Source organism: Pantoea sp. USHLN256 (assembly GCF_037149875.1).
In the GTDB taxonomy this organism is placed as follows: Bacteria; Pseudomonadota; Gammaproteobacteria; order Enterobacterales; family Enterobacteriaceae; genus Pantoea; species Pantoea nemavictus.
On record NZ_JBBCQO010000002.1, the window covers coordinates 105,435 to 121,108 of the forward strand.

Below are 15,674 nucleotides of genomic sequence, written 5' to 3' on the forward strand. Positions count from 1 at the left end.
CTGCATGTTAATCGATGAAATGATTCGGCCTGGTATTCAAAATATTGATGAAAAGGTTAAAGCTATGCGCCATATCCTTGAATGGATTGATTTAAATGAACAAGCACCAGGTTATAAGCAGGAGTGTATTGTGCAATTTGAAAGCGGCGAAGTGCAGGGCGGCTGGCTGTATGGCGGCCAGTCGCGTAGCGGTGAGCATATTTTTCTTGAATCGCATGCTGAGTATGAAGTGAGTATGGATGTCGCTTTCTGGATGTCACTGCCACCCGCGCAACCAGAGCAGTTAGCGGTTTTTCCTCCAACGATATGAATACAGTAAAATAATTATTTATCATATTCGATAAATGCACGCTGCGCTTCGGCCTTGTCGACAAATTGAAATGATTGCGGATGTATTAATTTCTCATCACAATACCAAATGTCATTTATACGTTTAAACTTGTCACCCTGATGAAATGATTGATCATTGTCTAAACGCATCACGGCATATTTACCGCTGGTAAAGGCAACTTCATACAAAGAAATTAAACTGAGTGACGATAGAGAGCGTTCATGAACGATCTCGCAGCACAGTTCAGGAATGCTACTCTTTTTCATTGTTCGCCTCCAGATTCGCTTTACCTAAGTCTGGCAATAATTTTAATAATGTGGCGAGTTTATTTTTCAGGCTTCGCTTGTGAATTAACAATTGTTAACCATGATTAAGTCAGGCTTATGTGCCAGCGGGAATGAAGATTATCCCGCACCCACAATTTTATCTGACGATTTAACGATTATAAAAGGTAATAATATGACGATTAAAACATTACAAGATCTGTTCGTGCATGATTTATCCGATATTTATAGTGCAGAAAAACAGATCACTAAAGCGCTGCCAAAAATGATTCGCGCGGCGACCGATCCTAATCTAGTCGCTGCGTTTAAACAGCATCTGGAAGAGACGCGTGGTCAAATTGAACGTATTGATCAATTGGTTGAGCTTACCGAAGGTGTGCAGATTAAACGCATGAAATGCCATGCGCTGGAAGGATTAGCCGAAGAGGCGCAGGAAATTATTGATGAAGTTGAACAGGGCCCGGTGAGAGATGCTGGCCTGATTGGCGCTGCGCAAAAAGTCGAGCATTACGAAATCGCTACCTACGGGACGTTACGCGCATTAGCGCTGAAACTCGATTATCAGGATGCGGCTAAGTTGCTGGGTGAAACGCTGGAAGAAGAAAAAGCCACCGACGAAAAACTGACGCTGATTGCTGAAGAGCAAGAGTGATTTTAGTGAAGATAGCTTGCCTTACGCACCTCTGCGTGAGGCTTCTTGCCTTAGATTAAACCCTCGACGCTTCAAACATCGCATGCTGCTAATGACAGCCCTCTCATTGACTCTATCTATGTTCCATCTCCGCTACTTGCGCGATCTTAACGGCATTACTGGGCATATCCTTATTTCACGTCTTAAATAAACTTCCGGTAAAGCCTGATTCAGATCAAGGTATGGCAACAGCGGGTAGCCTACTTTACGCTTCGTAAAGAAATGTCAACCCGGTTGGCACGCAATGACTACGGGAGTGAGAAGAGTGATCAATACAAAATTTTTACGGGGTGCACTGCTGCTGATGGCGATTATTGCAGTTAGCCCGGCACAGGCTATCAGCGCTGCGCATCGTTCTGCCCTTGAACGTTCGGGGTGCGACATGCAAACAGAGGCAACCTGGTGCGATATTCACAAAACCAAAGCGCAGAATGAGGCTAATCGTCCTGCTGCTGAGCAGATAAAAAATACGCAGGAAGCTGAGCGCCGCAAGATCGTTTCCTTTCTGGAATCACATGTTGTGGCACAACCTAAAGCGCGTGCTTTTGCGGCACTGGTGGAACAGGGTTTCATGCGTGAAAATGATGGCGATTATTTCAAAATTACCGATCGTTCAGCGTGGCACGTGTTGATGACATTCAACGCGGATGGCAAGGTTGCCACCGCAACGCTCAAGTGAGTACCCAAATTCTAATCAGCCAGTTGAAAAATTCGTTTGCGAATTAATGCGTTAATAACTCCCTTAATCTCAGTATGCTAATCCTTATTTTCTAAAGCACAATTCAATTACTGCTGTCGGAACTAAGGATTTACATGCCTGCTAAAGAACACGTCTCCGAGCCCAAAACGTTTTTACGCGCAGGGCGCTTCTTGCTGATGCAGAAACTATTACGCCGCGATAAAACGCCTGTCGCATTACTGTCATTGGCGGCGCTGGTTGGAATGTTAACCGGGCTGGTGGGGGTTGCCTTTGATAAAGCGGTCAATTATGTGGTGCAGATGCGATTGAGCTTGCTTGATGGCCTGAGCGGCAGTCCGATTCTTACCTTTATCGGCGCTTTTCTGTTATCAGCAATACTTGGTGGAATAGGATATTTTCTGGTGAGACGTTATGCGCCTGAAGCCGGTGGCTCAGGAATACCAGAAATTGAAGGCGCGCTGGAAGAGCTTCGTCCGGTGCGCTGGTGGCGAGTGCTGCCGGTTAAATTCTTTGGTGGGATGGGCGCATTAGGTTCCGGCATGGTATTGGGGCGAGAAGGACCAACGGTGCAACTGGGCGGTAATATCGGCGGCATGTGTGTCGATCTCTTCCGCGTTCGCTCGTCTGAGTCGCGGCATACATTGCTGGCAACCGGTGCCGCCGCGGGTTTATCAGCGGCTTTCAATGCGCCTTTGGCCGGGATTCTTTTCATCATCGAAGAGATGCGACCACAGTTTCGTTATAGCCTGATTTCAATCAAAGCGGTGTTTGTCGGCGTTATCGTATCCAGTGTTGTCTTTCGTATCTGTAATGGCAATGAAGTAATCATCAATATCGGTCAGTTACGGGATGCCCCAACCAATACGCTTTGGCTCTATCTGGTGTTAGGCGCGTTGTTTGGTGGCGTTGGCGTGGCATTCAACCGCGCCATTTTTCTCGCGCAAGACCAATTTCAGCGATTACATAAAGGGCGCATTGCATCGTGGGTAATGTGGGGGAGCTTGTTAGCCGGCCTCTGTGGTTTAATTGGCCTCGTGCTGCCGCAAGCGATTAACGGTGGGGTTACATTTATTCCGGAATTCTCCAGCGGCAGTTACAGTGCGCTGGCACTGTTTGTTGTTTTTGCTCTGCGTACGCTAATCACTATTTGCTGCTTCTCCTCCGGGGCTCCCGGCGGCATTTTTGCACCGATGCTGACATTGGGCACCTTATTAGGCACCTGTTACGGGCAATTATGTATGCAGTGGTTGCCTGGCTTGCAGTTGGAACCGGCAACGTTTGCCGTGGCCGGTATGGGCGCACTGTTTGCCGCTTCGGTTCGCGCCCCGCTAACCGGCATTGTGCTGGTGCTTGAGATGACCAATAACTATCAGCTGATTTTGCCGATGATCATTACCTGTCTGGGGGCAACATTAGCCGCCCAATTTTTTGGCGGTAAACCGCTCTATTCCTCATTACTCGCCCGCACGCTGGCGAAGACAAAGCAGGTTGAAGGTTAAGCTTTGTAAATGCTTTGTTTATGCTGACCAAACTGTTCGCCCAGCCAGACTGAAAACGCCGTCATGGCGGCGCTTTCGCTGCGCGACTGCAATCGCGTAAGCCAATAGCTTCCCAGATTAATCTCCGCATTAAAGGGGCGCACCAGCCGTCCGGTTTGGAGCAAGTGACTGAAGATGTTCACCGGCGCTAACGCTACGCCGGCTTCCTGCATCGCCGCTTCAATCATGGTTAATGACGAGTCAAAAATCATCACTGGATGAGCGGGAGAAGGTGGATGCTCGTTGATGCTTTGCAACCATTGGCTCCACTCATCACGGCGAAAAGATCGCAGCAGGGTGAATTTGTGCACATCAGCAGGTTGCTGCAACTGCCGGGCGATGGACGGGCTACACAATGGTGACAACGGGGCGGGGCAAATACACTTAGCCTCGGTGCTGTGCCACGCCCCGCTGCCAAAGCGAATGGTGTAATCGTGACCTTCTGCTGCTGGATCGACGCGATTGTTATGGGTGGAGAGCTGCAGCTCAATATGGGGATGCCGTTGATTGAAGTCATTCAGGCACGGCAGCAGTAAACCCGTGGCGAAGCTGCCCACTACGCCGACCTTTAATTTTTCACGCATTCTACCCGCTGAAAAGCGATCCAGCGTATCGGCAATGCGATCGAAAGAGTCGTTCAACACCGGCAGCAAACTCTCACCTTGCGGCGTCAACATCAAGCCGCGTGAAACCCGGACAAACAGCGGGCAGCCGAGCTGCTGCTCCAGTAATTTTACCTGCTGGCTCACCGCCGCATGAGTAACGTGCAGTTCAATTGCAGCGTTAGTAAAACTTAGATGACGTGCGGCGGTTTCAAAGGCTCTCAGCGCATTAAGTGGGATATAAGGGCGAGTCACGGCTTTACCTGTAAGATTTTCTTTTATCTGCCACTAAAATTAACCGTTTGTTGCCCGCTGTCAAATTGGGCAAACTGCAGGCGAAATAACCACCCGGAAGACTAATAATATGAAATTGATTTCTCGCACCCTGCTAGCGTCGCTGCTGGCATCAGTTAGCGCAATCAGCATGGCCGCCCAACCTGAGGTTGAAGCCAGCGTGAGCCAGATCATCAAACCCCTAATGCAACAGCAAGCGATTCCCGGCATGGCCGTAGCGGTGATAGTGAAAGGCCAGCCTTACTTTTTCACCTGGGGTCAGGCGGATACACAATACCCGCTTCCGGTTACGGCAGACACGCTGTTTGAACTCGGATCGGTAAGTAAAACCTTCACCGGTGTCTTGGGCGGCGTGGCCGTAACCAAAGGCGAAATTAAGCTTAGCGATGCTGCTAACACATACTGGCCGGCACTTAATGCACCGCAGTGGCGTCCTATCACGCTATTGCAACTGGCGACCTATACCGCAGGCGGCTTGCCGTTACAGGTTCCTGATGCGGTCACTGACGAAGATAAGTTGGTGAATTTCTATCAACAGTGGCAGCCGCAATGGCAGCCCGGCGCCACCCGACAATATGCCAATAGCAGCATCGGTCTGTTTGGTTTACTGGCGGTGAAACCCAGCGGGCTGTCATTTGAACAGGCGATGCAACAACGCGTGTTGACGCCGCTGAAGCTCGATCACACCTTTATCAGCGTGCCGCAAAAAGAGCAAAAACGGTATGCATGGGGCTATCGCGACGGCAAGCCGGTGCGCGTTTCGCCTGGCATGCTGGACGCCGAAGCCTATGGCGTAAAATCGTCGATAAAAGATATGGCGCGCTGGATGCAGGCCAATATGGATCCGCAGCAGGTTGAGGACAAAACCTTGCAGCAGGCTCTCGAGCTAGCGCAAACGCGTTTTTACCGCACCGCGGCTCTCTATCAGGGATTGGGCTGGGAAATGCTGGATTGGCCAGGTCAGGCAGCAATGACTGAGAAGGGCGCAGACAATAAGGTAGCGCTCGGCGCGCAGCCGGTATTAGATGCCAAGCCACATCCGCGCGTGAACGCATCATGGGTACACAAGACCGGCGCCACTGGCGGCTTCGGCGCTTATGTCGCCTTTATCCCAGAGAAGCAGTTAGGTATCGTCATGCTGGCCAATAAAAATTACCCGAACACCGAGCGGGTAAAAGCCGCGATGCAGATTTTAACGGCGTTGCAGTAAGCGTGAAGGGGCGAATTATCGCCTCTTTTTTTACCAACTACAGAATGTCTTGCAGTCCAGCTTCCAGCCGATCCAGCGCAAATAAAATACCGTAGCGACGCGCATTTTCCGTAGCGGGCAGCGGTAGCCAGATATCAGCCTGACTGGCGAGATCCAGCGATGCTGAACAGAGCGCAATCACCGTTGTTTTTTGAATATGCGCATGGTGTACCGCACTGAGCATGTGGCTGTTTACGGCGGCAGGCGCGAGAATTAGCAGGAGGTCATCCGGCTGCAAAAGACTTAGCGTCATGCTGAGCAAATTGTCATCCTGAATCCATGCAATGGCCAATCCGGCCTGATGCAGTCGCTGATGAACTTCAGCCACCAGCGGCGTTTGTGGCCCCGATGCACCAATCAGTAACACGCTTCTGGCCCGGTGCAACGTATCCGCCGCACGCTGCCAGGTGGTGGTGTCTGCCAGCGCGTATTGCTGCATCAGTGCCTGATTGATTGCCTCAAGTGGTGCAATGGCCTGGGTGCTACGTAACTGCGAAGCCTGTGCCAATCGCATGCGTAAATCGCGGATATCTTCGCAACCCAGTGAACGAGCAAAGCGGGTGATGGTGGCGGCGCTCACCTCGGCGCGTGTGGCGAGCTGCTCGATGGTGGCTGAAGCCGCAAACGCCGTGTCGCCCAAAATCGTTTCGGCGACGCGCTTCTCCTGCTGACTGAGCGAGGCATGCCGCTGACGGATGACGGTAATAAATTCACTGTCCTGCTGCTGGCTCGCTTTACGCACCTGATGCAAAAAATCATCGAGATCGCGACAACCCGCCGACGCCGCAAAACGACGCAGCACTTCCTGACTGACGCCCGCCTGTGCGGCAAGGTCATCCATGGTGACGTGCGCACTGGCTTTTAGGTTTGCCAGAATAAAACGCGCCAGTTTCGATTCCGGCGCATCCGCGCGCTCCGACTGCTGCCGCAACTGCCAGACAATATCCATCAGATCATCACTCCCTCAATAGCGAATGCCCATCATGCATGAAATTATTTTTCATGTTGAGGTTTTTTTCATCTTTCCGGAAGGCCATTAAGCAACTAAGGGCATTTCGACTGTTAATTTACGGTTCAGATCACACTGATGAAAAATATTTTCATGTCATTTTAATGATTAACCAATTGAATATTAATGCTTAAAATATTTTTCATTAGAAAATCCTCTGCCTCCAACCACTTTACAGCCTCTCTGAGACAGGTCTTAAATGCCCATGACGAATAATCGGAGGAGAAGATATGCGCATCGTACTTTGCTGTGCTGCAGGTATGTCGACCAGCATGCTGGTTAATAAAATGCAGAGCGCCGCGCTAGGACGCGGGCTGAAAATTGATATCAAAGCGGTACCGGTAGCGGAGTTTGAACGTATTCTGCCGGATGCCGACGTAGTTTTGCTGGGCCCACAGGTCCAGTTTGAAGCGCCCAGACTTAGCGCTATCGCCGCACCGTTGGGCAAATCTGTTGCCGTCATCGACATGATGGATTACGGCATGATGCGTGGCGAGCAGGTGCTCGATAAAGCGCTGGCGTTACACGCCTCCTAACCTTCCGTTTTACCCAATCCGACTGTTATGACACGGCCCAGTGCTGTGGGGGATTTTGCATGTCTGAAACCGTGGCAATCGAGTTTGAAGAAGAAATTATGCTGCTGTTGGTGCATGCCGGTGCGGCGCGCAGCGCAGCAATCAGCGCGCTGCGTCTGGCGCGGGAAGGGCTGTTTAGCGAAGCACAGCAGCAGCTGGCGGCAGCGAACGCGAGCATCAGCGCTGCGCATCAGCAGCAAACCGCGTTGATAAGTCTGGATGAAGGCAGCGGCAAACTGCCGGTAACCCTGATCCTGGTGCATGCCCAGGATCATCTGATGAACGCCATGTTGATACAGGATTTGGCGGGCGAAATCATTGAACTCTACCGCCGCACTGCGGCAGGAGGAATAGATGCTTAAGATGGCAATTATTGGTGGTGGCAGCAGCTATTCACCGGAGCTGGTAGAAGGGATTATCAATCGTTATGCGCAATTGCCGGTCACCGAACTGGCGCTGGTGGATGTGGAGCAGGGGCGTGAAAAGGTCGAGATTATTGCCGATCTTACGCGTCGTATGCTGCAGCAAAACGGACTGGAACAGGTAAAAGTCAGCGTGCATTTTGCACTGGATGAGGCGATACGTGGCGCCAGTTTTGTTCTGACGCAGCTGCGCGTTGGCCAGTTAGCCGCGCGCGCTGCGGATGAGCGGCTGGGACTGAAATATGGTCGCCTTGGGCAGGAAACCACCGGCGTTGGGGGTTTTGCGAAAGCGCTGCGCACCATTCCGGTGATGCTCAACATTGCGCGCAAAGTCGAAGCGCTGGCGCCTGATGCTTTTATTATTAACTTCACCAATCCGGCAGGCATCGTTACCGAAGCGGTATCGCGCTATAGCAAGGCGAAGATCATTGGCCTGTGTAACGTGCCGGTCAACATGCATCACATGATTGCCAGCATGCTCAACGCGCCTTGGGATGATGTGCAGCTGCGCTTTGCTGGGCTGAATCATCTGGTGTGGGTACATCAGGTGACGTGTCGCGGTGAGGATGTTACCGCCCAGGTGATTGAGCAGCTGTGCGACGGCCAATCGCTAACCATGAATAACATCAAAGATATGCCGTGGTCACCGCAGTTCCTGCGAGCCCTCAAGGCCATTCCGTGCCCGTATCATCGTTACTACTGGCAAACACCGCAAATGCTGGCGGAGGAGCAGGAGAAAGCGCAAAACGGGCATGAAGGCACGCGCGCCGAGCAGGTGATGAAAGTGGAAGCCGAGCTGTTTGCCCTGTATGCCGACCCGCAGCTGGCGCATAAACCGGAGCAGCTCAGTTTTCGTGGCGGTGCATATTACTCGGAAGTGGCGGTCGAACTGATCAGCGCCATTCACAACAACAGCGGCAAAAATTTGGTAGTGAACTGCCGTAATGCGGGCGCGATTCATGGTCTGCCAGAGGATGCGGTGGTGGAAGTCAATTGCCTGGTGGATGCTCAGGGCGCTCATCCGCTGGTATTTGGTGAACTGCCACCGCTGATGAATGGCCTGACGCAACAAATCAAATCCTTTGAGCGCTTAACCATTGAAGCGGCGGTGCATGGCGATCGCCAACAGGCGCTGCTGGCGCTGGTTGGCAACCCGTTGGTCGGTGATGTCACCACGGCCGAGGCGTTGCTGGAAGAAGTGCTCACCCTGAATCAGCCGTGGCTGCCGCAGTTCGCCACGCCATAGTCTGTTGCGCCATTGAGCCAGAGGTATACCTATGTCTAACCATACTTTTATAGACCGTTATGTCTTGCCCGCCGCGCTGAAAGTTGCCGGTCAGAAGCATGTGCTCTCCGTGCGTGACGGCATCATTCTTAATATGCCGTTTATGCTAATTGGCAGTTTCTTCCTGATCTTCGCCTATTTGCCGATTCCGGCATGGGGCCATTTGATGGCGGATCTGTTTGGCGACACGTGGCGCAACAAACTGCTGTATCCGGTGCGCGCCACCTACGACATCATGGCGCTAATCTCCAGCTTCGGTATTGCCTATCGCCTGGCGGAGAAATACCGCACCCTCGATCCGCTGACCAGCGGGGCGATGGCCTTAGTAGCATTTGTGATGACCATTCCGCAGCAAACGCTGTTCGCTCCCGTTGAAGGTGCGCCCACGCAGCTGGTGACGGGCGTGCTGCCAATTTCGTTGATTGGCAGCCAGGGATTGTTTGTGGCAATTGTGATTGCGCTGCTTTCAACCGAAATTTACCGCTTTGTGCATGGTCGTAATCTGGTGATTAAGATGCCAGAAGGCGTGCCGCCCGCGGTAGCGAAATCCTTCCTCGCGCTGGTGCCTGGTTTCTGCGTGCTGGCGGTGGTGCTGGTGATTCGTCTGGTGGTGGAGGCATCGCCGTTTGGCGATATCAACAATCTGATTGCCACCGTCATTGGTTTGCCGATGCATCACGTCGGCGGTACGCTGCCTGGAATGATTTTCTCAGTACTGCTGATTGGTATTCTGTGGACGTTGGGATTGCACGGCGATGCCATTGTGCTGGTGTTTATTCAGCCGGTTTGGTTGTCGAACATGAGTGAAAATCTTGAGGCGTTTCAACACAACCAACCGATCCCACACATCTTCACTCAGCAATTTTATGATTTATGGATTGCACCGGGCGGTACAGGTGCGTTGCTGGGGCTGGTAATTTTTATGCTGATCCGCGCACGCAGTCGTCAGATGAAGCAACTGGGTAAGATTGCCGCACCAGCCGCGCTGTTCAATATTAGCGAACCTCTGGTGTTCGGTATTCCGCTGGTGATGAACCCGTATCTGTTCCTGCCCTTTATTTTGACGCCGGTGGTATTAGTCATTGTCTCCTGGGCCGCGATGAGCAGCGGTTTAGTTGCGCCTCCCGCCGGTATTGCGCTGCCATTTACCACGCCGATTTTCGTTAGCGGGTATCTGGCAACCGGCGGGCATATTTCCGGCACCGTGCTGCAGGTGGTCAATCTAACGATTTCACTGGTGATCTACTACCCATTCTTCCGTGTATGGGATCGCCTTAAGTTCCGCGAAGAGAAAGAGAGTCAGCAATTAAGCGAGACGGTAGCGCGAGATACGGTAACACCATAAAGGGTATTGCAGAGGCGCAGTAATTCGCGCTTCTGCAATTTAATGGCGGAGAACGGGCTTAACTCCAAAGGGGCAATAATCATTATTTGTGACTAATTTACAATTCTCTTTGCTCTCTAACTATCACGCAACTGACTGTTCTGGATGACTTTATTTTAACTGCTTAAATTAGCAGCGTTTTTTTACAAAGATAATTCTGTACTCTCAATGTGCATTTGTATATTTTTGTCATCCGGCGCGAAAGAGAAAATATCCTTCGTGCTAAACCTCAAAATATACTTACTTTCAGCAGGCTCTCTTGATAGATACTTTCTACTTCTTAAAAAATATTTTCCTCCTATTACGACCCCTTCGGTTGTTAAAAAACCAAACAATCACTGCTAAGCGCGACTTTCGCTTATCGGTGCCTGAATGTCTGAACTGAGTAGAAAACACCGTTTTCGCGCAGTTTACGACGATGTAGATGTAATGAGTATCCCACTTAATGCTGGTCTTAATTACCAGGGAGCAGTCATGCAAAAAAATAATATGAGTACCGATTTTGTCAGCTATTTTAACTGTGGTTCGGTGCATTTAAAATCCGAAGCCGAAATTCTCGGCTCGGTTATCAGAACCCTGATTGCGGACAAGAAAAGCGTCACCAACAAGAACATTATTATGCATCTTATTGCCGAGCTGGAGAGTACGCATGACAGAGCATTGCAGGAGTGTTTACGCAGCACGCTGCAGATTGTCGTCGGACGAACGCCGGACGATGCCGGTATTTAATATTGCGAGGAAGATAATCGTAAAATTAACATATTGGCTTTAAGAAGATGTTTTTTCCTGAATCAGGATTAATCTGACAGTAATACACCACGGTAATTGGGTTATGATAACTGGACAGACCAGGTTTAACTGGCAAGATCCAACCCCCCAAAATAAGCGATAATTAGATGAACTACAGCAATTTTGAAGCAAAGGTCAGCTTCTGGCCGCATATGCATTTCACAGCAATCGAAATGGCGCAGTGCGGCGAATTTTATGAAATCTACGCCACCGATTTGAGCCGTCTTAGCAAGAGCAAACTCTTCCTGGGCCGCACGCATGACAAGCATCTGGCGGATACCTACTGCAAACACTTCGAGGAGTGGCTGCCTAAGGTTAATCGCGCAATAAAATTGCGTACGGTTGCACCCTTATCACATGGAGGGGTTGCGCAAACCTTCACTAACCAATGTGAGTTAGAAACGCTTCCCGGCCAGATAGATGCCAGTCGTAATAGCAACCATTGGTAAGTCTGGATGGAAACAAAATCTTACTCACTCAACGGTTAAATTGTATGCGTTCGACATATCCTTCGCTTTCTAATATCAAAAAATTGAACCAGGCTGAAATTGAAATATAGGTTCAATGATTATTGAATTGGAAAAGTGAGGCATGAATGGACTTTGTACAACGTACTATTGATTTGGCGATGAAAAATGTTGAGGAGGGTGGGCGGCCCTTCGCAACCGTAATTGTGCGTGACGGTAAGGTGGTGGCAGAGAGTGCTAATCGTGTTGCGCAGACTAAAGATCCTACCGCGCATGCCGAAATTTTGGCTATTCGCCAGGCCTGTTGTGAACTGGGTAGTGAAAATCTTACCGACTGCGAAATCTATATTCTCGCCAGCCCTTGCCCAATGTGTTTAGGCGCACTTTATTACTGTAGTCCCAAGCAGGTCATTTATATTACTAAGCGTGAAGAGTATTCAACTTATTATCGTGATGACCGGAAATATTTTGAATTGGATACTTTCTACGATGAGTACAGTAAACCCATTGAGCAGCGTCGCTTGCCAATGAAATATCAGCCTCGCCCACAGGCGCTGGACGTTTATAAGCGCTGGCAGTTGCTAAACAAATAAATGTACACGTTTAGCGCGCAGAGGCTGTCGCGCGCTAAACGGTAAATATTCGCTAACGGCTTAACATCCCCACTCGTCTCTTCCTGGTAAGCAAAACTTCCCGCTTCGTTTATTTCAGCATTCACCTTCCCCGTCCTTATCTGGTGCAGATCTCACCCATTTGCACCGGCAAAATGCATAACCTGCGCTTATTACCGCTAACAAATTTCATTTATTTCATGCACCTGAAAATATGGCACGGCGGTTGCTAATCGATTGGTAGAGATGTTGGACCAATTAAGGCAATGCCATGCAGATACCGGTTGAGCTTCATCCTATTTCCACCCCGCGCAGCGACACGCTGATTCTTGATGCGCTCACGCGTTATATGGCGCAGTCCGGTGCACAGCCCGGCAGCCGTTTGCCGCCTGAGCGGGTGCTGGCAGAGAAGCTTGGCGTGAGCCGCAATACGGTGCGGGAGGCGCTAAAACGTTGGGAAGCGTTAGGCATTATTCTGCGCAAGAAGGGCAGCGGCACCTTTTTGCAGGCTGAGGTCGGCATTAATGACAGCTTTTTATCGCTGCGCTTTAAAAATGACTCAACCAACATGCTGCACGCGCTGGAAGTGCGCCGCATTATCGAATCTGAATCCTGCGTGCTTGCCGCCCAGCGAGCGACGACAGAAGACCTGCATGCCATTGAGCAGCGCCTGGAGGAGATGGAGCGGGTGCATTTGGCGATTGGTTCAGCCGGGCCAGAAGACTGGGCATTTCATGCCAGTATCTATCGCGCGGCGGGTAATCCACTGCTGCTGCAAATGCTCAACGGCATTTATGACTCGTTTCACGCCTTTTTCGAATCCCCACCGGAACAGGCGCTGTTTTCTGACTCTTTCCCACTGCACCGCGAACTCTTTAACGCCATCTGCCAGCGCGATTGCGCGGCGGCACGCGCTATCTGCCATCAAATTCTCGATATCACCGAACGCGACATGAAGGATGTGATTAATGCCAAACGATAAACCGCTTGCCCAGCAAACGCTGCTTACCCACGATCGGCGCCATGAAAACGGCGCGGTGACCACGCCGATTTACCAATCCTCGCTGTTCACCTTCAGCGATTACGACAGCATGATTGCGCGCTTTCGCGGCGAGAGCGATCAGCCACTCTATTCGCGCGTCGATAACCCGACGGTAAAGGCACTGCAGGAGAAAATGGCCGCGCTTGAAGGCGGCGAAGCCTGCCTGGCCTTTGGCAGCGGCATGGCGGCGATCAGCAATGCCATTCTCAGTGTGGTGGTGCCGGGGCAGAAAGTGGTGTGTGTTAATCACGTTTATCCCGATACCTACCGCTTCTTGCGTGGCTTCTGTCAGCGCTTCGGCATTGTTACCGAATTTGTTGATGGCGATGATGAGGCCGCAATTCGCGCCGCGTTGAGCGACGCCAGCCTGCTGTATCTGGAGAGCCCGTCCAGCTGGGTAATGAGCGAACAAAACCTGCATAAGCTCGCCGGGCTGGCGCGTGAAGCGGGCGTAATTAGCATCATTGATAACAGTTGGGCGTCGCCCATTTTCCAGCAGCCGCTGCTGTGCGGTATCGATATCGTGGTGCACTCGGCATCGAAATACATCAGCGGCCACAGTGATGTGGTCGCCGGCGTGGTGATCGCCAGCCAGCTGCTCATCAACAACATTACCCGCTCTATCAGTCCTTACCTTGGCGGCAAGCTGTCGGCGCATGAAGCGTCGCTGCTGATGCGCGGCCTGCGCACCTTGCCATTACGTATGAAGCAGCATCATCAGAGTGCGCTCACCCTTGCGCAAAAACTGGCTGAACATCCACTGGTAACGACGGTGTGCCATCCGGGATTGCACCCGCAGCCGTGGTCCACATTGCGCGGCTACAGCGGTCTTTTCGCCTTCGAGGTGGCTGAACAAGTGGATATTCCGCAGCTGTGTAACGCGCTGGAACTGTTCCATATGGGCGTGAGCTGGGGCGGATTTGAAAGTCTGGTGATGCCGGCGATCTCGGTGATCAATCAGGCCAATGAATTTAACTCGGCGGTCGATTTTGGCGTCTCGCCACGGCTGATCCGCATTTCGGTGGGCCTGGAAGAGACCGACGATTTGTGGGCCGATTTGCAGCAAGCCCTTGCCAGCGCTAACCGCGCGTAATCAATCACTGGAGAAATGTCATGACAACACGTTTTGCCCTGAAAGCGCTGGTTTTAACCGTTGGTCTAAGTGCCGCCATGAGTAGCCTCGCCGCCAAACTCACGGTAGTGGAGGTGATCACCAGCCCGCCGCGCACGGCGCTGCTGCAAAAAATGCTTGATGAATATAAGACGCAGCATCCGGGTACCGAGATCGAACTGATCTCCCTGCCGTGGGGCCAGGCGTTTGAAAAACTCGGCACCATGTTGCAAAGCGGACAGGTGCCGGATGTGGTGGAGATGCCGGACACCTGGCAAGGCCTGTATGCCAGCAATAATATGCTGGAAGACCTTGAACCACGCCTAAAAAGCTGGGATGCCACGTCGCAGCTGACGGATAAAACCTTGGCCATGGCGCGCGCCGCGAACGGTAAAGCCACCATGGTGCCTTATGGCTTTTATCTGCGTGCGCTGTTTTGGAATAAAAAACTGTTTCAGCAGGCGGGCCTGAGCGAGCCGCCGAAAACCATGGAGGAGTTCGCCAGCGATGCGCAGCGCATCAGTCAGTTAGGCAACGGCATCAGCGGTTATTGCATGCGCGGCGGCGTCGGTGGCACCAACGCCTGGATGATGTTTATGGCGGCGATGAACGGATCGCCGGAATTCTTCGATAAACAGGGTAACAGCACGCTGACGCAGCCGGGCGCGATCAAAGGTGCGCAGCTGCTGGTGGATATGTATCAAAAAGGTGGCGCTTCGAAAGACAGCGTCAACTGGGGCTTTAATGAGATCGTCTCGGGTTTCTACTCCGGCAAGTGCGCGATGCTCGATCAGGATCCGGATGCGCTAATCGCCATCAAAAACAGCATGGCGGCTGATGATTTTGCCGTAGCACCGATGCCGGTAGGTCCATCAGGCAAAGCCTTCCCGACGATTGGCTACACCGGCTGGTCGATGTTCAAGCAGGGCAAGCAAAAGGATCTCGCCTGGCCGCTGATTACCTTCCTCAGTGACAAAACCAACAACCTGGCGTGGTCGAAATTCGTTGGCACATTGCCGATTTATAAAGGGGCCGAGCAGGACCCGTTCTATCAGACGCCGCAGTTCGCCGGCTGGTTTAAAGAGCTGAACGATCCTAACTATGTGCCGCTCACCATGCCGACCCACCTCAAAGGCTGGGGCTACTTTAACTCGGTGATTGTGAAAGAGAGCAGTCAGGAAACCCTGCTGGGAGAAAACGACACCGAGAGCATGGTGAAAGATTGGGCGAAATATCTCAGCAAAGAACAGCAAGCCTGGCTGGCTACCCAGTAATCCCTGAACACGCGGA

18 protein-coding genes are annotated in these 15,674 nt (G+C 51.6%); 15 read left to right on the forward strand and 3 right to left on the reverse strand.

The genetic code is table 11. The features are described from left to right. Positions 1-4: 4 nt before the first annotated feature. Positions 5-310 (forward strand): hypothetical protein, encoded by a 306-nt coding sequence (locus tag WFL93_RS05660; protein ID WP_336777468.1) that lies wholly within the window; start codon positions 5-7, stop codon positions 308-310. Between the two features lie 14 nt (positions 311-324). Here WFL93_RS05660 and WFL93_RS05665 read toward each other — a convergent pair whose 3' ends face one another. Further along, the gene (locus WFL93_RS05665) at positions 325-597 is read right to left on the reverse strand and encodes a hypothetical protein (protein ID WP_009128033.1); all 273 of its coding nucleotides are present in this window, start codon (positions 595-597) and stop codon (positions 325-327) included. A gap of 193 nt (positions 598-790) precedes the next feature. Here WFL93_RS05665 and WFL93_RS05670 point away from each other — a divergent pair, with 193 nt between their 5' ends. The 3 genes from WFL93_RS05670 (at position 791) to clcA (ending at position 3,505) form a co-directional block, all read left to right on the forward strand. Next, a complete protein-coding gene (locus WFL93_RS05670; RefSeq protein ID WP_009128031.1) occupies positions 791-1,267 on the forward strand; it encodes a YciE/YciF ferroxidase family protein in 477 nt (158 codons plus the stop codon). Between the two features lie 283 nt (positions 1,268-1,550). Continuing rightward, positions 1,551-1,985, forward strand: coding sequence for a hypothetical protein (locus WFL93_RS05675; protein ID WP_336777469.1), 435 nt, complete (start codon positions 1,551-1,553; stop codon positions 1,983-1,985). A gap of 134 nt (positions 1,986-2,119) precedes the next feature. Then, complete coding sequence (gene clcA / locus WFL93_RS05680; protein ID WP_336777470.1) at positions 2,120-3,505, forward strand: H(+)/Cl(-) exchange transporter ClcA; 1,386 nt, start codon at positions 2,120-2,122, stop codon at positions 3,503-3,505. Here clcA and ampR read toward each other — a convergent pair. Further along, a complete protein-coding gene (gene ampR, locus WFL93_RS05685; protein ID WP_336777471.1) occupies positions 3,502-4,401 on the reverse strand; it encodes a LysR family transcriptional regulator AmpR in 900 nt (299 codons plus the stop codon). The two genes, clcA and ampR, sit on opposite strands and share 4 nt — an antisense overlap. A 109-nt stretch (positions 4,402-4,510) precedes the next feature. Here ampR and ampC point away from each other — a divergent pair, with 109 nt between their 5' ends. After that, entirely contained in the window at positions 4,511-5,650 is a 1,140-nt protein-coding gene (gene ampC, locus WFL93_RS05690; protein WP_442955880.1) for a class C beta-lactamase, read from the forward strand. A 37-nt stretch (positions 5,651-5,687) separates the two neighbouring features. On the opposite strand, the gene WFL93_RS05695 is transcribed toward ampC, so the two are convergent. Beyond that, a complete protein-coding gene (locus WFL93_RS05695; RefSeq protein WP_336777472.1) occupies positions 5,688-6,638 on the reverse strand; it encodes a MurR/RpiR family transcriptional regulator in 951 nt (316 codons plus the stop codon). A 290-nt stretch (positions 6,639-6,928) separates the two neighbouring features. Here WFL93_RS05695 and WFL93_RS05700 point away from each other — a divergent pair, with 290 nt between their 5' ends. The 10 genes from WFL93_RS05700 to WFL93_RS05745 all read left to right on the forward strand — a co-directional run bounded on the left by WFL93_RS05700 (position 6,929) and on the right by WFL93_RS05745 (position 15,658). Next, positions 6,929-7,234, forward strand: coding sequence for a PTS sugar transporter subunit IIB (locus WFL93_RS05700; RefSeq protein WP_049851631.1), 306 nt, complete (start codon positions 6,929-6,931; stop codon positions 7,232-7,234). Positions 7,235-7,293: 59 nt separating this feature from the next. After that, complete coding sequence (locus WFL93_RS05705) at positions 7,294-7,635, forward strand: PTS lactose/cellobiose transporter subunit IIA (protein WP_180823808.1); 342 nt, start codon at positions 7,294-7,296, stop codon at positions 7,633-7,635. Then, entirely contained in the window at positions 7,628-8,941 is a 1,314-nt protein-coding gene (locus tag WFL93_RS05710; protein ID WP_336777473.1) for a 6-phospho-beta-glucosidase, read from the forward strand. The genes WFL93_RS05705 and WFL93_RS05710 overlap by 8 nt, the downstream gene beginning before the upstream one ends. Before the next feature lie 31 nt (positions 8,942-8,972). Then, positions 8,973-10,325, forward strand: a complete 1,353-nt coding sequence (gene celB / locus WFL93_RS05715; protein WP_336777474.1) for a PTS cellobiose transporter subunit IIC — start codon at positions 8,973-8,975, stop codon at positions 10,323-10,325. A 513-nt stretch (positions 10,326-10,838) separates the two neighbouring features. Then, positions 10,839-11,093, forward strand: coding sequence for a biofilm/acid-resistance regulator YmgB/AriR (locus tag WFL93_RS05720; protein WP_009128021.1), 255 nt, complete (start codon positions 10,839-10,841; stop codon positions 11,091-11,093). Between the two features lie 167 nt (positions 11,094-11,260). Beyond that, a complete protein-coding gene (locus WFL93_RS05725) occupies positions 11,261-11,602 on the forward strand; it encodes a hypothetical protein (RefSeq protein WP_009128019.1) in 342 nt (113 codons plus the stop codon). Between the two features lie 146 nt (positions 11,603-11,748). Further along, complete coding sequence (locus WFL93_RS05730) at positions 11,749-12,213, forward strand: nucleoside deaminase (RefSeq protein ID WP_336777475.1); 465 nt, start codon at positions 11,749-11,751, stop codon at positions 12,211-12,213. A gap of 289 nt (positions 12,214-12,502) precedes the next feature. Then, positions 12,503-13,213, forward strand: a complete 711-nt coding sequence (locus tag WFL93_RS05735; protein WP_336777476.1) for a FadR/GntR family transcriptional regulator — start codon at positions 12,503-12,505, stop codon at positions 13,211-13,213. Continuing rightward, positions 13,200-14,366 (forward strand): PLP-dependent transferase, encoded by a 1,167-nt coding sequence (locus tag WFL93_RS05740; RefSeq protein ID WP_336777477.1) that lies wholly within the window; start codon positions 13,200-13,202, stop codon positions 14,364-14,366. Before WFL93_RS05735 ends, WFL93_RS05740 begins: the two co-directional genes overlap by 14 nt. Before the next feature lie 20 nt (positions 14,367-14,386). After that, the gene (locus WFL93_RS05745; RefSeq protein WP_336777478.1) at positions 14,387-15,658 is read left to right on the forward strand and encodes an ABC transporter substrate-binding protein; all 1,272 of its coding nucleotides are present in this window, start codon (positions 14,387-14,389) and stop codon (positions 15,656-15,658) included. Positions 15,659-15,674 lie beyond the last annotated feature (16 nt).